This window comes from Amycolatopsis keratiniphila, from assembly GCF_000400635.2.
Lineage (GTDB): Bacteria > Actinomycetota > Actinomycetes > Mycobacteriales > Pseudonocardiaceae > Amycolatopsis > Amycolatopsis keratiniphila.
In genome coordinates, this window is record NC_021252.1 from 1,437,727 (window position 1) to 1,461,115 (window position 23,389).

19 protein-coding genes are annotated in these 23,389 nt (G+C 68.0%); 15 read left to right on the forward strand and 4 right to left on the reverse strand.

Going from position 1 to position 23,389, the window contains the following annotated elements:
* Position 1 precedes the first annotated feature (1 nt).
* The 12 genes from AORI_RS47960 to AORI_RS48015 all read left to right on the forward strand — a co-directional run bounded on the left by AORI_RS47960 (position 2) and on the right by AORI_RS48015 (position 17,530).
* On the forward strand, positions 2–865 hold the full coding sequence (locus tag AORI_RS47960) for a TatD family hydrolase (RefSeq protein ID WP_016331785.1): 864 nt from the start codon (positions 2–4) through the stop codon (positions 863–865).
* Positions 862–1,932 (forward strand): metabolite traffic protein EboE, encoded by a 1,071-nt coding sequence (gene eboE / locus AORI_RS47965; protein ID WP_016331786.1) that lies wholly within the window; start codon positions 862–864, stop codon positions 1,930–1,932. The genes AORI_RS47960 and eboE overlap by 4 nt, the downstream gene beginning before the upstream one ends.
* The gene (locus AORI_RS47970) at positions 1,929–3,302 is read left to right on the forward strand and encodes an alkaline phosphatase family protein (protein WP_016331787.1); all 1,374 of its coding nucleotides are present in this window, start codon (positions 1,929–1,931) and stop codon (positions 3,300–3,302) included. Before eboE ends, AORI_RS47970 begins: the two co-directional genes overlap by 4 nt.
* Positions 3,303–3,461: 159 nt before the next feature.
* Positions 3,462–6,551, forward strand: a complete 3,090-nt coding sequence (locus AORI_RS47975) for a ThuA domain-containing protein (RefSeq protein WP_043848602.1) — start codon at positions 3,462–3,464, stop codon at positions 6,549–6,551.
* On the forward strand, positions 6,551–7,555 hold the full coding sequence (locus tag AORI_RS47980) for a sugar phosphate isomerase/epimerase family protein (RefSeq protein ID WP_016331789.1): 1,005 nt from the start codon (positions 6,551–6,553) through the stop codon (positions 7,553–7,555). Before AORI_RS47975 ends, AORI_RS47980 begins: the two co-directional genes overlap by 1 nt.
* A 10-nt stretch (positions 7,556–7,565) precedes the next feature.
* Complete coding sequence (locus tag AORI_RS47985; protein ID WP_016331790.1) at positions 7,566–8,453, forward strand: sugar phosphate isomerase/epimerase family protein; 888 nt, start codon at positions 7,566–7,568, stop codon at positions 8,451–8,453.
* Between the two features lie 14 nt (positions 8,454–8,467).
* Positions 8,468–9,490, forward strand: a complete 1,023-nt coding sequence (locus tag AORI_RS47990) for a multicopper oxidase domain-containing protein (RefSeq protein ID WP_016331791.1) — start codon at positions 8,468–8,470, stop codon at positions 9,488–9,490.
* Positions 9,491–9,503: 13 nt separating this feature from the next.
* Positions 9,504–13,469 (forward strand): ThuA domain-containing protein, encoded by a 3,966-nt coding sequence (locus AORI_RS47995; protein ID WP_016331792.1) that lies wholly within the window; start codon positions 9,504–9,506, stop codon positions 13,467–13,469.
* Between the two features lie 71 nt (positions 13,470–13,540).
* Complete coding sequence (locus AORI_RS48000) at positions 13,541–15,433, forward strand: OmpL47-type beta-barrel domain-containing protein (RefSeq protein WP_043847936.1); 1,893 nt, start codon at positions 13,541–13,543, stop codon at positions 15,431–15,433.
* Positions 15,434–15,796: 363 nt separating this feature from the next.
* On the forward strand, positions 15,797–16,660 hold the full coding sequence (locus tag AORI_RS48005; RefSeq protein WP_016331794.1) for a sigma-70 family RNA polymerase sigma factor: 864 nt from the start codon (positions 15,797–15,799) through the stop codon (positions 16,658–16,660).
* 28 nt (positions 16,661–16,688) lie between these two features.
* Positions 16,689–17,165 carry a carboxymuconolactone decarboxylase family protein gene (locus tag AORI_RS48010; protein WP_016331795.1) on the forward strand — a complete coding sequence of 159 codons (477 nt, stop codon included), beginning with the start codon at positions 16,689–16,691 and terminating at the stop codon, positions 17,163–17,165.
* A complete protein-coding gene (locus AORI_RS48015; RefSeq protein ID WP_016331796.1) occupies positions 17,165–17,530 on the forward strand; it encodes a DoxX family protein in 366 nt (121 codons plus the stop codon). Before AORI_RS48010 ends, AORI_RS48015 begins: the two co-directional genes overlap by 1 nt.
* A 63-nt stretch (positions 17,531–17,593) precedes the next feature.
* Here the strand turns inward: AORI_RS48015 and AORI_RS48020 are convergent, their stop codons facing one another.
* Both AORI_RS48020 and AORI_RS83830 read right to left on the reverse strand, forming a co-directional pair.
* Positions 17,594–19,339 carry a BCCT family transporter gene (locus AORI_RS48020; protein WP_016331797.1) on the reverse strand — a complete coding sequence of 582 codons (1,746 nt, stop codon included), beginning with the start codon at positions 19,337–19,339 and terminating at the stop codon, positions 17,594–17,596.
* A gap of 221 nt (positions 19,340–19,560) precedes the next feature.
* Positions 19,561–19,704 (reverse strand): hypothetical protein, encoded by a 144-nt coding sequence (locus tag AORI_RS83830; protein WP_167337761.1) that lies wholly within the window; start codon positions 19,702–19,704, stop codon positions 19,561–19,563.
* 86 nt (positions 19,705–19,790) lie between these two features.
* Between AORI_RS83830 and AORI_RS48025 the strand changes: the two genes are divergently transcribed.
* Positions 19,791–20,747 carry a GlxA family transcriptional regulator gene (locus tag AORI_RS48025; RefSeq protein WP_016331798.1) on the forward strand — a complete coding sequence of 319 codons (957 nt, stop codon included), beginning with the start codon at positions 19,791–19,793 and terminating at the stop codon, positions 20,745–20,747.
* A 9-nt stretch (positions 20,748–20,756) separates the two neighbouring features.
* On the opposite strand, the gene AORI_RS48030 is transcribed toward AORI_RS48025, so the two are convergent.
* Entirely contained in the window at positions 20,757–20,945 is a 189-nt protein-coding gene (locus AORI_RS48030; protein ID WP_016331799.1) for a hypothetical protein, read from the reverse strand.
* Positions 20,946–21,030: 85 nt separating this feature from the next.
* Entirely contained in the window at positions 21,031–21,933 is a 903-nt protein-coding gene (locus AORI_RS48035; protein ID WP_016331800.1) for a LysR family transcriptional regulator, read from the reverse strand.
* 121 nt (positions 21,934–22,054) lie between these two features.
* On the opposite strand from AORI_RS48035, the gene AORI_RS48040 reads away from it, so the two are divergent.
* Positions 22,055–22,753 (forward strand): type 1 glutamine amidotransferase domain-containing protein, encoded by a 699-nt coding sequence (locus AORI_RS48040; protein ID WP_016331801.1) that lies wholly within the window; start codon positions 22,055–22,057, stop codon positions 22,751–22,753.
* A 65-nt stretch (positions 22,754–22,818) separates the two neighbouring features.
* Positions 22,819–23,388 carry a TetR/AcrR family transcriptional regulator gene (locus AORI_RS48045; RefSeq protein ID WP_016331802.1) on the forward strand — a complete coding sequence of 190 codons (570 nt, stop codon included), beginning with the start codon at positions 22,819–22,821 and terminating at the stop codon, positions 23,386–23,388.
* Position 23,389: the final 1 nt, after the last annotated feature.

Sequence of the window (23,389 nt, forward strand, 5' to 3'; positions counted from 1 at the left end):
AGTGCGTATCTTCGATCCCCACATCCACATGTCCTCCCGGACCACCGACGACTACGAAGCCATGTACGCGGCCGGTGTCCGCGCGCTGGTCGAGCCCGCGTTCTGGCTGGGGCAGCCGCGTACCAGCGTCGGCTCGTACACCGACTACTTCGACGCGCTCATCGGCTGGGAACGGTTCCGTGCCGCCCAGTTCGGCATCCGGCACCACTGCACGATCGCACTGAACCCCAAGGAGGCCAACGACCCCCGCTGCCGCGAGGTGCTCGACGTGCTCCCGAGGTACCTGGCGAAGGACGGCGTGGTCGCGGTCGGCGAGGTCGGCTACGACTCGATGACCAAGGAAGAGGACGAGGTCTTCTCCCAGCAGCTGGCGATGGCGCTGGAACACGACCTTCCGGTGCTCGTGCACACCCCGCACCGCGACAAGCTGGAAGGCACCAAGCGCACGCTCGACGTCGTGCGTGAGGCCGGCGTCGCGCCGGAGCGCGTGGTCGTCGACCACCTCAACGAGGTCACCGTCAAGCTGGTCAAGGATTCCGGCGCCTGGATGGGTTTTTCCATCTACCCGGACACCAAGATGGACGAGCACCGGATGGTCGAGATCCTGCGCCAGTACGGGCTGGATCAGATGATCGTCAACTCGGCCGCCGACTGGGGCCGGTCCGATCCGCTGAAGACCGCCAAAACCGGGCAGGCGATGCTCGACGGCGGGTTCACCGAGGCCGACGTCGACAAGGTGCTGTGGCAGAACCCGGTCGACTTCTACGGGCTCAGCGGCAGGCTCACGCTCGACCCGCTGCCCGGATTCACCGGCGAGGCTGTGACGTTCGAGGGCAACTCGGTGCTGCGAGGTGCCCGCAAATGATCTCCTACTGTACGAACGTCCACCCGGCCGAAGACGTCGACGGCATCGTCACGCAGCTGGAGCGGTACGCGCTCCCGGTGCGTGAGCGCCTGGGCGCCGATCGGCTCGGCGTCGGGCTGTGGCTTTCCGCGCCGGTCGCGCGCGGGCTCGCCGAAGACGCCGAGGCGCGCATGCGTTTCCGTGCCGAACTCGACGCCCGCGGGCTGTCGGTGTACACGCTCAACGCCTTCCCGTACGGCGGTTTTCACGACGACGTCGTCAAGCACGCGGTCTACCGTCCTGAGTGGACACACCCGGACCGGGTCGCCTACACGATCGACTGTGTGAACGTGCTCTCCGATCTCCTCGCCGAGGATGCTTCTTACGGCAGCATATCCACGCTGCCGTTGGCTTGGCGTGAACCGTGGGGCGAACAGGACGACCGCCGGGCGGCCGAAGCCTTCGGTGAGGTCGTCCGCGCGATCGGTGACCGACCGATCAAACTGGCCGTCGAACCCGAACCCGGCTGCGTGCTCGACACCGTGGCCGACGCGCTGGGCTGGCTGTCCGGCCGTGTCGATCCGGAGTATGTCGGGCTGTGCCTGGACACCTGCCATCTCGCGGTGTCGTTCGCCGATCCGGCGGAGACGCTCAAGGCGATCGCGGAGTCCGATGTGGACATCGTGAAGGTGCAGGCTTCCGCCGCGTTGCACGTCGAAGATCCCGCCGAAGCGCGTGACGCGTTGGCGGCCTTCGCGGAACCGCGGTATCTGCACCAGGTCCGCGAGTTTTCGGGCGGTGTCGTGCGCAAGGCCGACGACCTGCCCGAGGCGTGGACCGACCTGCCGGGGGAGGGGCCGTGGCGCGTGCACTTCCACATGCCGCTGCACCAGGCGCCGGCCGCGCCGCTGTCCACCACGACCGACGTCCTGCGCACCGTCGCCGCCGGGCTGCCCGGCGAACCGCATATCGAGGTCGAGACCTACACCTGGAGTGTGCTCCCGGACGCGGGCGACCTCGTCGGCGGGATCGCCGCGGAACTCGAATGGGCACAGGCGAACCTCGTCAAGGAAGGGGCGTCCGCGTGAAACCGCTGGTCGTCATCGACGTCGTCGGGCTGACCCCGAGGGCGTTGCGGGACATGCCGAAACTGTCCGCCGTCGCCCGCGACGGCTGGCAGGCCGAACTGGGCACGGTGCTGCCCGCGGTCACCTGCAGCGCGCAGTCGACGTTCCTCACCGGGCTCATGCCCGCGCAGCACGGGATCGTCGGCAACGGCTGGTACTTCCGCGATCTCGGTGAGATCTTCCTGTGGCGCCAGCACAACCGGCTCGTCGGCGGTGAGAAGCTGTGGGAGACCGCGAGGGCGGCGCACCCCGGCTACACGTCGGCGAACGTGTGCTGGTGGTACGCGATGGGGATGAGCACCGACGTCACGGTGACCCCGCGGCCGATCTACCACGCCGACGGCCGCAAGTCGCCGGACGCCTACGTGCGCCCGCCGGAACTGCACGATCAGCTGACCGGCGCGCTGGGGGAGTTCCCGCTCTTCCAGTACTGGGGACCGACGGCGTCGCTCAAGTCGAGCAAGTGGGTGATCGGGGCGTCGCGGCAGATCCTGCGGGAGAAGCGGCCTGATCTGCTGCTGACCTACGTGCCCCACTTGGATTACGACCTGCAGCGTTTCGGTCCCGACGCGCCGCAGGCTCGGCAAGCCGCGCGGGAACTGGACAACGCGCTCGCCCCGCTGCTCGACGACGCCCGCAACGCCGGGGCGACCGTGGTCGCGCTCAGCGAGTACGGGATCACCAACGTGCACCGGCCGGTCGACATCAACCGGGCGCTGCGGCGCGAGGGTCTGCTGGAGGTCTACACCCAGGCAGGCATGGAGTACCTCGACCCGTGGGCGTCGCGCGCGTTCGCCGTCGCCGACCACCAGGTCGCGCACGTCTACGTCCGCGACTCGGCCGACCTCGAGCGGGTGCGCTCGATCGTCGGCGAGCTGACCGGCGTCGACGAGGTGCTCGACCGTGAGGCGCAGGCTCGTTACGGGATCGACCACGAACGCGCGGGCGAACTCGTCGCGGTCACCGAGCCGGACTCGTGGTTCACCTACTACTACTGGCTCGACGACGCGCGGAAGCCCGACTTCGCGCGCGGCGTCGAGATCCACCGCAAACCGGGTTACGACCCCGCCGAGCTGTTCTTCGACCCGGAGGACAAGTTCGCCAAGGCGCGGGCCGGGCTCAACCTGGCGAAGAAGTTCGCCGGGCTCCGGTACGCGATGGACGTCGTCCCGACCGATCCGCGCTGGGTGCGCGGCTCGCACGGACGGCTGCCGGATTCCACAGAGGACGGTCCGGTGCTGCTGTGTTCGGATCCGGCCTTCCAGCCTTCCGGTCGCGTCGGGGCCACCGACGTGCACCCGCTGTTGTTGTCGCTGCAGGGACTGAAGTAGAGGAGGTCCTCGGTCCAGTGGGTCGTGAGTGGCGTTTCGGGTTAGAACCCGAAACGCCACTCACGACCAACGCAAGTCCTTCCTTGATCGCCGCCGCTCATCGAAAGGATCGCCACTGCTATGTCTTTGAAACGACGAATGGGTGTGCTCGTCACAGCCATGGTCACGGCTCTGACAGGCGTCGCGCTACCGATGCAGACCGCATCGGCGCACGAAGCGGCCACGGTGCTCGTGTTCTCCAAGACCGCGGGCTTCCGGCACGATTCGATCCCCGACGGGATCAAGGCGATCAAGGATTTGGGGGCACAGAACCACTTCGCGGTGGAGGCCACCGAGGATGCGGCAGCCTTCACCGACGCGAACCTCAAGCGGTTCAACGCGGTGGTCTGGCTTTCCACCACCGGTGACGTGCTGAACGCGGACCAGCAGGCCGCGTTCGAGCGGTACGTGAAGGGAGGCGGCGGGTACGTCGGCGTGCACGCCGCCTCCGACACCGAGTACGACTGGCCCTGGTACGGCGAGCTGGTCGGGGCGTACTTCAAGTCCCACCCGCAGATCCAGCAGGCGAACGTCAAGGTCGAAGACCACGAGCATGTGTCCACTGTGGATCTTCCGGAGACCTGGCCGCGCACCGACGAGTGGTACAACTACCGCGAGAACCCGCGCAGCGACGTCCACGTGCTCGCGAGCCTGGACGAGAAGAGCTATCAGCCCGGCGACGGCGCGATGGGCGATCACCCGATCGCCTGGTGCCACGAGAACTCCGGCGGCCGCTCCTGGTACACCGGCGGCGGGCACACCAAGGCCTCCTACGCCGAGCCTGCCTTCCTCAAGCATCTGGCGGGCGGCATCAAGTACGCCACCAAGCTGAGCGAGGCGGGCTGCGCCAAGACCCAGGAAGACCCGGTCGACGCGGACTTCGACCAGATCACCCTGGCCAAGGGCGAGGAGAAGACCGGCGAGCCGATCGCGCTTTCGGTGCTGCCCAACCGCGACGTCCTGCACACCTCGCGCGACGGCCGCGTCTGGTACACCAGCTCGTCGGCGACGACGTCGCTGGCCGGGCAGATCCCCGTCTACAACCACGACGAGGACGGCCTCCAGGGTGTCGCCATCGACCCGGACTTCGCCAAGAACCGCTGGGTCTACCTTTACTACGCGCCCAAGCTGAACACCCCGGCCGGTGACGCGCCGGAGAACGGCACCCCCGCCGACTTCGAGCCGTTCAAGGGGTACAACCAGCTCTCGCGGTTCAAGCTCGGCACCGACAACAAGCTCGACCTCGCGAGCGAGCAGAAGATCCTCCAGGTCCCCGCCGAACGCGGTATCTGCTGCCACGCCGGCGGCGAGATCGACTTCGACGCCAAGGGCAATCTGTATCTGTCCACAGGGGACGATTCCAACCCGTTCGCCTCCGACGGCTTCACCCCGATCGACGAGCGCGCCGACCGCAACCCGGTGTACGACGCGCAGCGCACCTCGGCCAACACCAACGACCTGCGCGGGAAGGTGCTGCGGATCAAGGTCGGTGCGGGAGGCAAGTACACGATCCCCAAGGGCAACCTGTTCCCCAAGGGCACGGCCAAGACCAAGCCCGAGATCTACGCGATGGGCTTCCGCAACCCGTTCCGCTTCGCCGTCGACCGCAAGACCGGCTGGATCCACCTGGCCGACTATGGTCCCGATGCCGGCGCTGCCGACCCGAAGCGCGGGCCCGGCGGCACGGTCGAATTCAACCTGATCAAGAAGCCCGGCAACTTCGGCTGGCCGTACTGCGTCGGGGACAACCTGCCGTTCATCGACTACGACTTCGCCACCAAGCAGTCCGGCGCCGCCTTCGACTGCGCCAAACCGAAGAACACCAGCCCGCGCAACACCGGCCTGACCGATCTGCCGCCGGTCGAGAAGGCGTGGATCGCCTACGACGGCGGTTCGGTGCCCGAGTTCGGCACCGGCCCCGAGTCGCCGATGGGCGGCCCGGTCTACCAGTTCGACGCGACGAACCCGTCGCAGACCAAGTTCCCGGAGTACTTCAACGGCAAGACCTTCGCCTACGAGTGGGAACGCGGCTGGATCAAGGAGATCACCGTCGGCGCGAACGGTGAACGCGGCGCCATCAAGCCGTTCTTCGACTCGATGGACCTCGTCCGCCCGATGAACCTCGAGTTCGGCCCGGACGGCGCGCTCTACGTCCTCGACTACGGCACCGGCTACTTCGGCGGCTCCAAGGAATCCGCCGTCTACCGCATCGACTACACCAAGGGCCGCCGCACGCCGGTCGCCAAGGTGGCCGCGGACAAGACGTCCGGACAGGCGCCGCTGACCGTCAAGTTCGACCCGGCCGGGACGAACGATCCCGACGGTGGCGCGCTCACCTACGCCTGGGACTTCGACGGGAACGGCACGACCGATTCCACCGAGGCCACCCCGGTTTCCTACACCTACGCCGCGAACGGCCAGTACACGGCGAAGCTCTCGGTCACCGATTCCACCGGGCTGACCGGTTCGGCGAGCGTGGTGGTCACCGTCGGCAACACCGCGCCGGTGGTCACGCTGAAGACCCCGGTCAACGGCAGCGTGTTCAGCTTCGGCGACATGGTCCCGTTCAAGGTCGAGGTGACCGACGCCGAGGACAACCCGATCGACTGCTCCAAGGTGACCGTCGAATACATCCTCGGCCACGAGGGGCACGGACATCCGCTGAGCCGCGCGACCGGTTGTGAAGGCACCATCGCCACGCCCGCCGACGAAGGACACGGTGCGGACGCCAACGTCTTCGGCGTCATCAACGCCAGCTACACCGACAACGGCGGAAACGGCGTGCCCGCGCTCACCGGCGAGGCGGAATCCATCCTGCAGCCGAAACTGAAGCAGGCCGAGTTCTACACCCAGTCCAGCGGCATCGAGGTCGTCGCGCACGCCGGCGCCAGTGGCGGCAAACGCGTCGGTCACATCGAATCCGGCGACTGGATCAAATTCGACCCGGTGAACCTCGTCGGCGTCAGCGGCATCGGCTACCGGGTCTCGTCCGGTGGCGCGGGCGGCACGATCGAGGTGCGCTCGGGCGCGGTGGACGGACCGCTGGTCCAGACGGTCACCGTCGCCAACACCGGCGGCTGGGACACCTATGCCGACATCCCGGCTTCCGCCATCACCGACCCCGGCGGCACCGGCCCGTTGTTCCTCGTGTTCAAGGGCGGTTCCGGCGGCTTGTTCGACGTCGACGCGATCACTTTCGAGGAGAACTGATGAGCCGTCCGATCACCCTGTTCACCGGCCAGTGGGCGGATCTCCCGTTCACCGAGGTGTGCAGGCTGGCCAGTGAATGGGGCTACGACGGCCTCGAGATCGCGTGTTCCGGCGACCACTTCGAGGTCGACCGCGCACTGTCCGAAGAGGACTACGTGCCCGGACGGCTCAAGCTGCTCGCCGAGCACGGCCTCAAGGTGTGGGCGATCTCCAACCACCTCGTCGGCCAGGCCATTTGCGACGACCCGATCGACGAACGCCACCAGGCCATCATCCCCGCCCGGGTGTGGGGGGACGGAGAGCCCGAAGGCGTCCGGCAGCGGGCGGCGAAGGAGATGGCCGACACCGCCCGCGCGGCGGCGAAACTCGGCGTGGACACGGTAATCGGCTTCACCGGCTCGAAGACCTGGAAGTACGTCGCGATGTTCCCGCCCGTCTCGCAGGCGGTCATCGACGACGGCTACTCCGACTTCGCCGACCGGTGGAACCCGATCCTCGACGTCTTCGACGAGGTGGGCGTGCGGTTCGCCCACGAGGTCCACCCGTCGGAGATCGCTTACGACTACTGGACCACGAAACGAGCGCTCGAAGCTGTCGGCGACCGTCCGGCATTCGGGCTGAATTGGGATCCTTCGCATTTCATCTGGCAGGACCTCGACCCGGTCGGCTTCATCCTCGACTTCGCCGACCGGATCTACCACGTGGACTGCAAGGACACCAGGAAGCGGTTCGACGGACGGAACGGACGGCTCGGCTCGCATCTCCCCTGGGGAGATCCCCGACGCGGCTGGGACTTCGTTTCGACCGGGCACGGCGACGTGCCCTGGGAGGACTGTTTCCGCGCACTGAATTCGATCGGCTACGCCGGTCCGATCTCGGTGGAGTGGGAGGACGCCGGCATGGACCGGCTCCGGGGCGCGGCGGAGGCCGTGACCTTTCTGCGGGGGCTCCTGTTCGACAAGCCGTCGGCGGCCTTCGACGCGGCTTTCAGCAACCAGAAGTGAGGGCGGTTTCATGTGCGGTGAAGAAGCTGAGCAGTTCCACTCCCGGCGGGCGCTCCTGCGCGGCGCGGCGACGGCGGCGGTCGCGGTCGGCGCGGCGGTAGCCCTGCCGGGTGTGGCCGGTGCGGCCACCAAGGCGGAGACCCAGGGATCCGGCCACCACGGACGGGGCCGGGTCCCGGTGGAGAAGATCAGCATCCAGCTCTACTCCCTGCGCACCGCGCTGCAGGCCGATCTGCCGGGAACCCTGTCCGCGCTGGCGGACATCGGCTACCGGAAGGTCGAACTGGCTGGCACCTACGGCCGGTCGGCCGAGGAGTTCCGCGGTCTGCTGGACAAGAACCACATCAAGGCGACGTCCACCCACGTCGGCATCGACGGCGACCTCGACAAGACCATCGCGGACGCGAAGATCCTCGGGAACACCCGCGCCAACGTGCCGTGGGCGAACTTCGACACCATCGACGGCTGGAAGCAGTTCGCCGGCCGGATGGACACGGCGGCGCGGAAGTTCCGCCAGGCCGGTATCCCGCTCGGCTACCACAACCACGCGCACGAGTTCGCGCCCATCGGCGGCGTGCGCCCGTACGACGTGCTGACCAGGAACACGAACCCGCGGTACGTGCACCTGGAGATCGACCTGTTCTGGGCGGTGGAAGGCGGGATGGACCCGGTTTCGCTGTACCGGCAGCACTGTCCGCGCGTGGTGCAGTACCACGTCAAGGACCGGACCGCGGCGGGCGAGATGGTCGACCCCGGCAAGGGTGTCATCGACTTCCCGCGCATCTTCCGCCACACCCGTCCCCACCTCGCCGAATACATCGTCGAGCACGACAACCCCACGGATCCCCTGAGCACCGCCCAGACCGGATTCACCTATCTCCGTAACGTCCGCTTCTAACTGGGGAATCCACAATGGACAACAAGAAACGCGGGCTGTCCCGCAGATCGATGCTCGCGGGCACCGCGGCCGGGGTGATCGCCCCGGTCGTGGTGTCGGCCAGCGCCGGTTCGGCACCGGCCGCCGCGGCCGGGATGACCCGCAACATCACCATCTACGCCGACTACGTTCCCGGTTCGACCCGGGTCGGTTACGGGCTCGAGCCCGGCAAGCCGACGATCCCCGGGCCGCTCCTGGAGTGCTACGAGGGTGACACGCTGGTGATCGAGCTGGTCAACAACACCGACAAGCGGCTGTCGATCCATCCGCACGGTGTCAACTACGACACCAAATCCGACGGTTCGCCGTTCAACGATTCCTTCAACAAGCCCTACGAGACCAAGACCTACACCTGGAAGACCCGCACGGCCTACCAGGCGGCCAACGGTTTCTGGATGCCCGGCAGCGCGGGGTACTGGCATTACCACGACCACGCGTTCGACGGCGACCACGGCACCATCGGCCTGCTGAAAGGCCTCTACGGTGGCCTGATCGTGCGTAAACGCGGCGATCTGCTGCCCAGCAAGCAGTTCACCGTCGTGTTCACCGAGATGTGGATCAACCACCAGATCGCCCCGAACACGCCGATCTTCGAGGCGAACCTCGGCGAACGCGTCGAATTCATCTGCATCGGGCACGGCAACCTGATGCACACCTTCCACCTGCACGCGCATCGCTGGGCGGACACCCGCACCGGCATGCTCACCAGCGCGACCGACAACGCCCCGATCGTCGACAACAAGACCCTGGACCCCGGCAACTCCTTCGGATTCCAGGTGATCGCCGGTGACGGCGTCGGGCCGGGCGCGTGGATGTACCACTGCCACGTCCAGCAGCACTCGGACGACGGCATGTCCGGGGTGTTCCTGGTCCGCAACGCCGACGGCGGGATGCCCGCGGGCGCGCAGGAGGCGATCGACCGCTTCAAGGGGCACCAGCACACCACCACGTCCACGCCGAACGCCACCGGCGCCTCGGCCCACCACCACCAGTCTTGAAAGGAGCGAGAACTTGAGACGAGTATTTTCGCAACGCCGGCTCCGCAGACGGTCACTGGCCGCGCTCGCGGTCGGCGCCGTCGTCACCTCCGGCCTGCCACTGGCCATCGCACCGGTGACCGCCGAAGCCGCGACGAACGTCCCCGTGAACGTCCTGGTCTTCCACGGCGCCGCCGCGGACCAGAAGGACCCCGTCCTGCGTGCCACGGACGCGATCGCGAGCCTGGGCCAGGCGAACGGCATCTCCGTTTCGTCCTCTTCGGACCCCGCGGTGTTCACGCAGGCGAACCTCGCGAAGTACCGCGGCGTCGTTTTCCTTTCCGCACAGGGCATCACGCTCAACCGTGACCAGGAAACCTCGCTGCAGAACTACATGAAGGCGGGCGGCGGGTTCCTCGGCCTGTCCGACGCCGCGCGGGCCCAGGACGGTTCGCAGTGGTTCTCCGGCCTGATCGGTGCCCGTCCGGTGGGGGCGCGTCCCACGCCGGAGGCGGTCGCCTCGGTGACCGCGAGCGCGGAGAACGCGCCCAACGAGAGCAAGGAAAAGCTCGCCGACAACAACGAGAACACCAAGTGGCTGGCGTTCCAGCCGACCGGCTGGGTCGCCTACAAGATGGCCGCCCCGGTCGCCGTGAGCAGCTACGACCTCGTTTCGGCGAACGACTTCCCCGGCCGTGACCCCAAGAGCTGGACCCTGCAGGGCTCCAACGACGGGACCACGTGGACCGATCTGGACACCCGCACCAACGAGACGTTCGCCGACCGGTTCGTGAGCCGCAAGTTCACCTTCACCAACACCACGGCGTACGCGAACTACCGGCTGAACATCACCGCCAACGCCGGTGAACCGCTCATCCAGCTGGCCGATTGGAAGCTGTACAAGGACAACTCGACCACCCCGCCGCCGCCGGAGCCCGACCCGGCCCAGGCCACGGTCGACGTCCTCGACAAGGCGAACCCGGCCACCGCGGGCCTGCCGCAGAAGTGGGTGCGCACCGACCGGTGGCTCAACTGGGAGGTCAACCCGGTCGGCACCGTGCACACGGTCGCGCAGGTCGAGGAATCGACCTACAAGCCGGGTGTCGGCGCGAACGGCGCCTTCCACCCGATCTCGTGGTGCCGTGACTACGACGGCGGCCGCTCCTTCTACAGCGGCATGGGCCGGACCGAGGCGAGCTACGGTGAAGCCCAGTTCCGCAGCCACATCCTCGGCGCGCTCAAGTGGACCACCGGCATGGTGCGCGGTGACTGCAAGGCGGGGATCGCGGCCAACTACAAGGTCGAGCGCCTGACCGGGATCAACCAGCCCGGCCAGCTCGACCAGATGGGCGAGCCGCACGGGCTCACCATCGCGCCGAACGGCCGCGTCTTCTACATCGGCCGCGCCGCCTGCGCCGGCAACGTCGTCCCCGCGCCGAACGACTGGACCAACCCCCAGATCGGCGCCGGCTGCGGCACGATCCACCAGTGGGACCCGGTCACCAAGAAGCCGAAGCTGCTCACCACGCTGAAGGTGATGGGCAACCGCGGCAGCGGCGACGAACTGGTCAAGAACGAGGAAGGCCTCCTCGGGCTCGTGCTGGACCCGAAGTTCAGCGAGAACGGCTTCATGTACGCCTACTGGATGCCGCACGAGTCGGTCGACATCGACAAGCGGATCGGCAAGCGCACGGTCTCGCGGTTCACCTACGACCTGAAGAACCAGACGCTGGACCAGGCGACCCGCAAGGACCTGCTGTCGTGGGACGTCCAGGTCCACAGCTGCTGCCACGCCGGCGGCGGCATGGACTTCGACAAGGACGGGAACCTCTACATCGGTTCCGGCGACAGCAACTCGTCGCAGGGTTCCAACGGGTACTCCGGCAACAACTGGACCCAGGACTACAAGGGCGTCTCGTTCCAGGACGCGCGCCGCACCGCCGGTAACACCAACGACCTCAACGGCAAGATCCTGCGGATCCACCCCGAGGCCGACGGTACCTACACCAACCCGGCGGGCAACCTGTTCCCCGAGGCGAACGACCCCGGGAACAAGACCAGGCCCGAGATCTACGTGATGGGCGTGCGGAACATCTCGCGTCTGCAAGTCGACAAGAAGACCAACTGGCTGACCGCCGCTTGGGTCGGCCCGGACGCGTCCTCGCCCAGCCCGGAACTCGGCCCGGCCAAGTACGAGACCGCCACGGTCATCACCGAGGCGGGCAACCACGGCTGGCCGTACTGCATGGGCAACAAGCAGCCGTACCGCGACCGCAGCAGCACCGACGCCGCGGTGCTCACCGGCTGGTACGACTGCGACAACCCGGTCAACACCTCGCCGCGCAACACCGGCCTGGTGAACCTGCCGCCGATCAAGAAGAACATGATCTGGTACGCGCCGGACGGCGGCGGGCCGGTGTTCCCCAACCGCCCCAACAGCTCCGTCCCGACGTACAACGCGGCCGAGGCCACCTACACGCAGCCCTACCTCAAGGGCGGCGGCCAGGCGGTCATGACCGGGCCGACGTACCACCGCGACCTGGTCAACACCAACAGCGGTGTCGCGTGGCCCGCCTACTGGAACGACAAGTGGTTCATCGGTGACCAGAGCAACGGGCAGAACCGGATCGCGGTCACCCTCGACCCGAACGGTGTCGCGAAGCAGGATCCGCCGGTGTTCGCCGAGACGGTGCGGCAGATCATCCCGACCGGTGGTGGCGACACCAAGCTGAACCAGTGGATGGACGCCAAGTTCGGGCCGGACGGCGCGCTGTACGCGCTCGACTACGGCGGCGGCTTCTTCACCCTGACCAACAACCAGAAGCTGCTGAAGATCAGCTACATCGGCGGCGAGGCGACCCCGTCCGCGGCGGCGTCTTCGACGATGGTGCAGAACAAGCCGCTCACCGCGGCCTTCACCGGGTCGAAGTCCGGCGGCGTCTCCTACAAGTGGGAGTTCGGCGACGGCACGATCTCGACCCAGCCTGACCCGCGGCACACCTACCCCCGCACCGGGCTGTACACCGCCAAGCTGACCGTGACCTACGCGAACGGCGAGACGGTGACCACGCGGAACTCGGTGAGCGTCGGGTGTCTCGTGGCGGATTCCAGTGCCACGGTGACCATCGGCGACACCGACACCGGGGTGACCAACCGCAACGCCGGTGGCGGCTGCACGGTCGACGACATGATCGACGACGAGAGCACGTGGACCTCCCACGCCGGTTTCGTCAACCACGTCACGCAGGCCGTGGACCGGCTCGGTGACCTCGGGGTGCTGAACGCGGCCGAGTCGGACAAGATCAACGCCGCGGCCGCCGCGTCGCCCATCGGCAACAAGGGCGTCACCGGCTACGACGCGATCTACGACGGCACGGCCGAGTCGTTCCGCAACTGGTCGCAAGCCCCGTCCGGGCAGTTCGCCATCCAGCCGGACGGGTCACTGCGACCGTCGGGCGGGCTGGGCATGCTGTGGTACTCGGCACGGCAGTTCGGCAACTTCTCGGTGAAGCTGCAGTTCAAGGACATCGCGCCGACCGGCAGCGCCAACAGCGGTGTGTTCGTCCGGTTCCCGGATCCGCGCACTCCGCTGGAGCAGCGCCCGCCGGGCAGCTGCGGCACGGTCGGCTCGGCGAGGACGTCGCAGGCCTGGGTCGCGATCTACTGCGGTCACGAGGTGCAGCTGTACGACGGGGCCACCGGTGAGCCGCAGAAGACCGGGTCGATCTACAACTTCGACCCGCGGCCGCTGGACCAGGCGGGCGTGAAGCCGAAGGGGACCTGGAACGAGTACGAGATCAAGGTCGTCGGGCAGAAGTACACGATCATCCGCAACGGCGTGGTGATCAACGAGTTCGAGAACGCGCCGGGGATCTCCTCGTCGCGGGCGGGCGACCCGTCCACCGACTTCCGGCAGTTCGTCAGCGGGTTCATCGGTCTGCAGAACCACGGTGACAACGACCTGATGGAGTTCCGCAACATCCGGGTGCGGCAGCTGTAGCGCGAAAGCCGGCCGGGCGCGCGGGTTCCGTGTGCCCGGCCGGTGTCCCTTGTACGGAAGGTTTCCCTGCGATGTCCCCAAGAACCCTCGTCGTGGCCCTGGTGGCCGCGACGCTCGCACTGGCGGGCCTGGTGTTACCGGGCTCGTCCGCTCCCGCCTCCGCCGCACCCGTCCAGACCCTGGAATGGACCGCGGGCGACAGCACCGACCACTACCTCAGCGCGCCGTCGACCGCGGTGGCCGGTGAGACCACGATCGTCTTCAAGAACACCGAAGAGCTCGGCTCGACGATGTCGCACACGCTGACGTTCGACACGTCGACCGCGGGCTACAACCACGACGTCAACCTCAACATCCTCGCCAACCCCTACGATGACAAGAACGGCGTGCACCAGGCCACGGTGACGCTGACCCCTGGTAAGTACCGCTACTACTGCACGATCCAGGGCCACACCAAGATGATGGGCGAGTTCGTCGTCACCGGCGAGCCGACCCCGGACACCACGCCGCCGACCGTGACCGCGAACGTGACCGGCACCAAGGACACCGCCGGGAACTACGTCGGTTCCGCGACGGTGAACCTGTCCGCGTCGGACAGCCAGTCCGGTGTGGACAAGGTCGAGTACCAGCTCGACGGCGGCGCGTGGACCGCGTACACCGCACCCGTGGCGGTCACCGCGGCCGGTGCGCACATGGTCCACTACCGCGCTACCGACAAGGCCGGAAACGTTTCACCGGAAGGGATGTCGTCGTTCACCGTCGTCACCGGCCAGCCCGGCGACACGACACCGCCGACGGTGACGGCCGAGGTCACGGGGACCAAGGACGGTGCGGGCAACTACCTCGACACCGCCACCGTGAAGCTCACGGCCACCGACGCCGGCTCCGGTGTCGACAAGGTCGAGTACAAAGTGGACGAAGGCGCGTGGACCGCGTACACCGCTCCGGTCGCGGTCACCGCGCCCGGGATGCACATGGTCTCCTATCGCGCTTCGGACAAGGCGGGCAACGTCTCGCCGGAAGGCATGGCGCATTTCACGATCGTCAGCGGTGACACCACCGCGCCGACCGTGACGTCCGAGGTGACCGGGACCAAGGACACCGCCGGGAACTATGTCGGCAAGGCGACCGTGACCCTCACGGCCACCGACGCAGGCTCCGGTGTCGGCAAGGTCGAGTACAGCCTGAACGGCGGCCCGTGGCTGACGTACTCGGCGCCGCTCGCGCTGACCGTCGTCGGCGCGCACACGGTGAAGTACCGCGCCACCGACAAGGCGGGCAACGTCTCGGCCGAGGGCACGGCGACGTTCACCATCGTCGAGGGCGACGACAGCACCGCACCGGTGGTTTCGGTGGTGGTGAGCGGTGATCTGGACGGAAGCTGGTCATACATCGAGGACGCGACCATCAACCTGACCGCGACGGACACCGGGTCCGGGGTGGACAAGATCGAGTACCAGCTGGACGGTGGGGCCTGGACGGTCTACACCGCGCCGGTGAAGGTGACCGCGCTCGGCACGCACACGCTGACCTACCGCGCGTCGGACAAGGCCGGCAACGTGTCGGCGGAACAGGGCGGCTCGTTCACCATCGTCGCCGCGCCGCCGGGCCCGGACGCCTGCCCGGACTCCGACCTCCGGGAAACCGTGATCCTCGGGACGGCGGACAGCCAGGTCGAGAACCGCGACACCGGTGACGGCTGCACGATCAACGACGTGATCGACGACGAGTCGGACTACTCGTCGAACGAGCAGTTCGTGACCTACGTGCGGGCCGTGACCCAGGAACTGCTCGACGGCGGGATCATCTCGTCCGACGAGCGGAACCTGATCGTCACGGCGGCGATCGACTCCGGCATCGGCGGCACGACCGCCGAGCCGGAGCCGGAGCCCGGCAAGAAGAAGCCGGAGACGAAGAACCCCGGCATGAAGAAGACCGTGAAGACGCCGATCCGCGACGTCTGACCGGTCCTCGGCTCGGCGCCGCAGGGCTGTGCCGAATGTGGTGAAGGGGCCTTTCCTCGCATACGAAGCGGGGAAAGGCCCCTTCGCGTCGGCCTGGGTGACGGGACACCGAACTCGCGTGATCAGGCACGTGACTCGCGTGCTTGGACACGGAACTCGCGTGCTTGAGCACGGAACACCCGAGTGCGGCGTCCAGACACGTGAGTTCCGTCCCCAATCACGTGAGTCACGTTCCCAATCACGTGAGTCACGTTCCCAATCACGTGAGTCACGTCCTCAAGCACACGAGTCGCGGAGTCGGTTACCTTTCTCGCGTCGCGCTCGTCATGTCCATGACGGGTTCGGCGCGAGAAAGGTATCGACATGACCGGCGAAGCCCTGGCCAGCGCGTTCGAGGAACAGCGCGGGCGTCTGGTGGCCGTGGCCCAGCGGATGCTCGGCTCCCGCACGGACGCCGAGGACGCGGTCCAGGAGGCCTGGCTGCGGCTCGCCCGCCAGGACGCCGACACGATCGACAACCTGTCCGGCTGGCTGACCACCGTCGTCGGCCGCGTCTGCATCGACGTCCTGCGCTCCCGCAAGACCCGTCCCGAGGATTCCTACGACGAGCCGCCCGAGCTGCTGGTGCTCGACGACTCGCCGGAAGAAGACGCGCTGCTCGCCGAATCGGTCGGGGTGGCGCTGGTCGTGGTGCTCGACACCCTCGGCCCGGCCGAGCGGCTGGCCTTCGTGCTGCACGACCTGTTCGCGGTCTCGTTCGCCGAGATCGGCGAGATCCTCGGCAAGTCGGCGGACGCGGCCAAGATGCTCGCCAGCCGGGCCCGCCGGAAGGTGCGGGGACAGCGTCCGGCCGACGAGCCGCGGCAACGCGCCGTCGTCGAAGCGTTTCTCGCGGCCGCCCGCGAAGGGGACTTCGAGGGGTTGCTGGAGATGCTCGACCCCGACGTCACCTGGCGCTCGCGGAGCCGTCACGGCGAGGTCGTGCGGCTCGGCGCGGCGGAGGTGGCCACGCGGGTCCAGCGCGGAGCGCGTGCCGCCGGCACCACCCGGCCCGCCTTGGTCAACGGTAAACCGGGCATCGTGTCGTGGAGCCGGACCGGGAAGCTGCTGGGCGTCATGGCGTGCACCATCGTCGACGGCCGCATCGTCGAAATCGACTCCGTCAGTGATCCACGTCGCCTCGCCGCCATGGGTGTTACCTCTCGGAAGTCCTCCTCGTCGAAGTAAGTGAAGACCGACGAGAAGGAGAAATCCCATGCAGGCAAGGATCGATTACCTCAAGACCGCTCTCGCTCCGAAGCTGGTGAAGCACCTCGTCTCGGCCGCGAAAGTCCTCGACGGCAGCGAACTTCCTTTGGCGACAAGGGAACTGGTGAACATCCGGGCCAGCCAGATCAACGGCTGCTCGGGCTGCCTCGACATGCACACCAAGGACGCGGCACACGCGGGGGAGACCACGACCCGGCTGAACCTGGTCGCGTGCTGGCGCGAGGCGACGGTGTTCACCGAGGCCGAACGCGCCGCGCTGGAACTCACCGAGCAGGGCAGCCGTCTCGCCGACGGCAGCGGTGTCACCGACGAGGCGTGGGCGGCCGCCGCCAAGCACTACGACGACGAGCAGCTCGTGGCGCTGGTGACCCAGATCGCGCTCATCAACGCCTTCAACCGGCTGAACGTCATCACCCGGCAGCCCGCCGGTGACTACACGCCCGGCCAGTTCGCGGCGCACTGATGGAGACCGCGCTGTGGATCGTCGCCGGTCTGCTGGCCGTGATGTATCTCGTCTCCGGCGTCGGAAAGCTGTTCCTGCGCAGGGAAACGATCGCCGGGGTGGCCTCGGGGGCGGGCTGGGTGCTCGATTTCAGCCCCGGCACGGTGAAGTTCATCGGGGTGGTCGAGATCCTGGGCGCGGTCGGCCTGGTCGTTCCCGCGCTGCTCGACATCGCCCCGGTGCTGGTGCCGCTGGCGGCCCTCGGACTGGCGCTGGTCATGGCGGGCGCGCTGGTCGTCCGGCTGCGTCGCCGCGAGCCCCTGATCGCGTTGCTGGACCTGGGTTACCTCGCGCTGTGCGCTTTCGTCGCCATCGGACGTGCCTGAATTGCGTGAAGGCCCCCTTCCCTCGGCTCAGCCGAGGAAAGGGGGCCTTCACGCGAGATCAGCTCAGGTGCGCTGTTTCGACCGGCCGAGGATGCGACGACGGCCGTGGCCGTTGGTGCGCTCCTCGTGCAGTTCCTTCAGCGACAGCATCATCGCGTCTTCCTGCTTCATCAGCGGGTCGTTGCGCAGGTCCTTCCAGACCGACACGCACAACCCGACCATCACGAACACGAACGGCACCGCGATCAGGATGGTGAGGTTCTGCAACCCGGTCAGCGCCTTGTTCCCGCCGACCAGCAGCATCACCGCCGCGACGGCGCCCATCAGCACGCCCCAGAAGATCACGACGCTCTTCGTCGGATGCACGCTTCCGCGCTGGGACAAGGTGCCCATCACCACCGAAGCCGCGTCCGCGCCGGAGACGAAGAAGATGGACACCAGGATCATCACCAGGATCGCGATCGGGAGGAACCACGGCAGCGTCTCGAGCAGTTCGAACGTCGCCGACTGGGCACTGCCCGCGCCCGCGATGTCCGTGCCCGCCCGCTGCCTGCTGATCGCCGCGCCGCCGAAGATCGCGAACCAGATCAGGCTCACGATGCTGGGGATCGCGATGACACCGAAGATGAACTGCCGGATGGTGCGGCCGCGCGAGATCCGCGCGATGAACATGCCGACGAAGGGCGTCCACGAAATCCACCACGCCCAGTAGAAGACCGTCCAGCCGCCGAGCCACGTCTGCATCTCCTCGCCACCGGTCATCCCGGTACGGCCGGACATCTCCGCCAGCTCGCGGAAGTAGTCGCCGATCGCGCCGGGCACGATGTTGAGGATCAGCACGGTCGGGCCGACCACCAGCACGAACACCGCGAGCACCGCGGCGAGCACCATGTTGATGTTGGACAGCCACTGGATCCCCTTGGCCACCCCGGACACCGCCGAAGCGATGAACGCGATGGTGAGGATCGCGATGATCGCGACCAGGAGGCCCTTGCCGGGGTCGTCGATCCAGCCGACGGCGCCCATACCGCCACCCACCTGGAGCGCGCCGAGACCGAGCGAAGCGGCCGAGCCGAACAGGGTCGCGAAGATCGCCATGATGTCGATCGCCTTGCCCAGCGGGCCTTCGGTGCGCCGCTTGCCGATCAGCGGCGCGAACACCGAACTGATCAGCTGGCTGCGGCCCTTCCGGAAGGTGCTGTACGCGATCGCGAGGCCGACGACGGCGTAGATCGCCCACGGGTGCACGGTCCAGTGGAACAACGTCGTCGCCATCGCGGTGTGGACGGCTTCGTCGGAGTTCGGGGCCGCGGTGCCCGGGGGCGGGCTCGCGAGGTGGGAGACCGGTTCGTACACACCGAAGAACATCAGGCCGATGCCCATGCCGGCGCTGAACATCATCGCGATCCACGACGACGTCCGGAATTCGGGGAGTTCCTTGTCCCCGCCCAGCGGGATCCGGCCGTAGCGGCTTATGGCCAGACAGACCGCGAAGAGCACGAAACCACTCGCGGTCAGCACGAAAGCCCAACCGCCGTAAGGGATCACGGCGTCGTTCAACAGGGTCGACGCGACACTCGCCAGGTTTTCCGGGGCCAGCACGCCCCAGACGATGATCGCGAGCGCGAGCACCGCCGCCACACCGAAAACGGTGCGGTCGGTCTCGGCGGGTCGTTCGGACGCGAGGTCGAGCGGGACGTGTTCATCGGGCGGGTGCCCCGGACCTGTCGTGTCCGGTGCGTGGGCAAGGTCGGCCGCGGTCTCCGCGACGACCTGTTCTTCCGCTTGTTTACCGTCCTGCGAACTCATGTTCAGTGACGCGCCGACTGCGGCGCGCGCTCCTTCCGCCCGAGTTAACCCGTTTGCACCACTGCACCCTAACCAGAAAACTGGTAACCGGCAGAAAATGCGGGCGAAGAGGTTTAAACCCGTGATTGTGGGCTTGACCTCGGAGGATGCGAGCTCGGTCGAGGGGCTCGGCGGGGAACGTGTCGCTCGTGACACCGGCGCGGTGCCCGCGTAAGGCGATTTCAGGCCGCGGCGCCTCCTCGCCAGAAGGGCCGGCCGAGCGGATCGCCGCCGGCGGCGTCCGGGCGGCCCTGCCGCGCGTGGTTGCGCTCCAGCAGGTAGGTGACGAGGGCGATCAGGGCGAGGGTGACGATGATTGCGGTCATGGCAGTAAGTTTGCGCCGCTCGACATCCTGCCAAAAGTGGCAGTTCTGTCGTTGTGCGACAAAATCCTGCCAGCTATGCTCCGGGCATGCTGAAAAGCGTCGCCGTGGTGCTGCTGGACGACTTCGCCCCCTTCGAGTTCGGCGTCGTGTGCGAGGTGTTCGGCTACGACCGCACCGATGACGGAGTGCCACTGCTCGACTTCCGCGTGTGCGGCGAGCGCGCCGGAGAGCCGCTCAGCCTCGGGCACGGCGTGAAGGTCACCCCGGAACACGGTCTCGAGGCGACCGAAGACGCGGACCTCGTCGTCGTCCCAGCCTGCGATGTGCGCGACGAGTACCCACCCGCGGTGCTCGAGGCGCTCCGTGCGGTTTCGGCGCGGGGTGCCACGCTGCTTTCGGTCTGCACCGGCGCGTTCGTGCTGGGCGCCGCGGGGCTGCTCGACGGGCGGCGATGCACGAACCACTGGCGGCACAGCACGCGGTTCCGGGAGCGCTTTCCCGAGGCGCGGCTGGATCCCGACGTCCTCTTCGTCGACGACGGCGACATCATCACCAGCGCCGGAACGGCCGCCGGTATCGACGCGTGCCTGCATCTGGTCCGCCGCGAACTCGGCTCCGCCGCGGCCACCGCGATCGCCCGGCGCATGGTGGTGCCCCCGCAACGGGAAGGCGGGCAACGCCAGTTCGTCGAGGTGCCGATCCCGGAGTGCACCGGCGACAGCCTTCAACCGGTGCTCGCCTGGATGCTCGACACCATCGACCACGAACATCCCGTCGCCGAGCTGGCCCGCCGGGCCCGGATGTCCGAGCGCACCTTCGCCCGCAAGTTCGTCGCGGAGACGGGCACCACACCGCACCGATGGCTTTCGACACAACGGGTTCTGCACGCGAGGTCACTGCTCGAAGAGACGACGATGAGCATCGACGAGGTCGCGCGCCGTTGCGGCTTCGGCTCGGGAGCCTTGCTGCGTCACCATTTCCACAAGGTCGTCGGCGTTTCCCCGCAGGACTACCGGCGGACCTTCGCGCCGCAGCGCGTTTGACGCTCGTCCTCAGTCCTTCGGCGCCTTGTTGAACAGGCCGAGGGATTGCGCGAACGCCGCGCCGCCCGCCAGGAAGACGAGCGGCAGCGTCTTGGCCCAGAAAGCGCCGACGTCGAGCGAGATGAGCAACGCGAGCAGCCCCGCCGCCAGGGCGGCCAAGACGAGCATTCCCAGTGCGAGGCGGGGCTTCGAGACCATGTGTCCTCCAGGAAACGGGTACGGAAGAGCAAGCTTCGCGACGGTTCCGAAGGAGAAAGAGGTCATTTTTGCCCCGCCTGGGGTTTCAGAGTGAGCCCCAGGCGCGGGCGCGTTCCAGTAGCCGGTCGCGAATGAGGGTCACGACCGGACGCACCGTTCCCGGCCGGTGCGCGAGGTAGATGGTGTTCAGCGGCGGCACTTCCGGGGTGTGCACTGTCGAGACCGAGCCCGCTTCGAGCGCGGCCGCGGCGATGTAGCGCGGAAGCACGCTCGCCCCGGCTCCCGCGACGACCACGGCGAGGATCGCGCGGAGATCGGGCACGACCATCGCGACGCGGTTCGGTGGACGTCGCCCGAATTCACTGCGCCAGTAGCGGCGGATGATCGGCAGATCACCGGCGTACGCGATCAGCGGTAAGTGGGCCAGCGCCGGCACCGGGTCGGCGGCGAGCAGCGCGGGATCGACGCTCCGGGCGAGCGCCGGGGCGGCGACGAGTATGAATTCCTCGTCGATCAACGGAATCGCGGCGATGCCGCGCTGCCGCGGCCGGACCGACGAGATGACGAGGTCCAGGCGCGCGGCTTCGAGGGCGGCCAGGAGTTCGTCGGCGAGGCCGAGGGTGACGGTGAGCCGTAGCCCGCGTTCGGTCAGCGGGGCGAGCGCGGGCAGGAACCGCGTCGCCATGCCGTCGCTCGCGCCGCCCAGTGCCACCTGTTCGCGGTACTGGACCTCGTCGTCGCCCGGCGTCAAAGCACTCCGCAGTTCGTCGATCCGGGTGCCGATCCTGGCGGCGAGCTCGGCCGCGCGAGCGGTCGGCGCCGCCCCCAGCCGTGACCGGACGAAGAGCTGCTCGCCGAGTTCCTCTTCGAGCTTGAGTAGCTGCCCGGTTACGGCGGGCTGGGTCAGGCCGAGCTCCGCGGCGGCCGCGGAGAGCGAGCCGAGGCGGTAGATCGACAGGAAGGTCGCTAGCCGGTCCAGGTTGGTCATACAAGCCACCTTCCATAAGAAATCTTATGGATCGTAGCCGTCGGCGCGGAGTGCTCGCGGCAAAGACCCGGTTGAAGGGGGCAGTGGGGCACAACGCCCCCGGACAACGAAAGGAACAGTCATGGCGCGCATCCTCATGATCCTCTCGGCCGCGGACCACGTGCGGCTCACGGACGGCGTCGACCACCCGACCGGGTTCTGGGCCGAAGAGGTCGCCGAATCGCACCGGGTGCTCGCCGCGGCGGGCCACCGGGTGGAGATCGCGACGCCGTCCGGGCTCCGGCCGACCGTCGACCCGATCAGCCTGGACGAACGCGGCGGCGTCGACCCGGCCGCGGGCGCGAAGTTCGCCGAGTACCTCAAAGAGCTCGACCTTTCGGCGCCGCTCAAGCTCGCAGACGTCTCGGCCGACGCCTACGACGCCTACTACCTGCCCGGCGGACACGGCCCGATGACCGACCTGGTGGACGACGCCGACCTCGGCGCCCTGCTGAACGACGCCGACGCGCGGGGCAAGACCATCGCCGCCCTCTGCCACGGACTCGCCGCCTTGCTCAGCGCGCGCCGCGAGGACGGCTCGTTCACCTTCGCCGGCCGCTCGATGACGTCGTTCAGCGACGAGGAGGAACGGCAGGGCGGGTTGGGCGAGAAGACCCCCTTCTTCGTGGAGGCTCGACTTCGGGAAGAGGGCGCGAACGTCACTCCGGCGGCCGCCTGGTCGAGCGACGTCGTCGTCGACGGAAACCTTGTCACCGGCCAGAACCCGCAGTCCAGCGTCGCGACCGCGGAACGCGTGGTGGCACGGCTGAAGACGGCGTGAGTTTGCGCCTCGGCCAGATCCGGGCATACGATCAGGGCAGTCGTACAGGACGAACGCCCTAGGAGATGACGGTGGCAGGATCCCCGGCCGCGGCGCGTGGCAGGCTCGTTCGGCAGCGGTTGCTCGAAGCGGCTGTCGCGCTCGTGCCCGAACTCGGGTGGTCCGCGGTCAGCACCCGGATCCTGGCCGAGCGTGCGGGTGTGACGCCGAGCGTCGTGCACTACCACTTCCCGTCGCTGCAGGCCTTGATGATCGAGGCCGTGCTCGGCGCGATGCGTGAAGTCGCGGTCGCTTTCGAGCCGGCGTTGGAGGCCGTCGAGACACCCGCGGACGCGGTGGACGCGCTGCTGGCGTCGGTCGGCGAATACTCCGGCACCGACCCGATGTCGTTGCTGTTCGCCGAGGCCTACCTCGCCGCGACCCGCGACGACACCTTGCGCCAAGGCATCCGTGAGCTGCTCGCCGGCCTGCGGACCAGGTTCGGCGGGTGGCTGGCGCAGCGGGGAGTGGCCGACGCCGAGGACACGGCGGCGGCGCTCCTCGCCGCGGTGGACGGGCTTCTGTTGCATCGGGCGCTCGGACCGGAGTCCGGCCGGATCGTCTCTCCGGCCGTCCTGCGCAGGCTGGTCGGCTGAA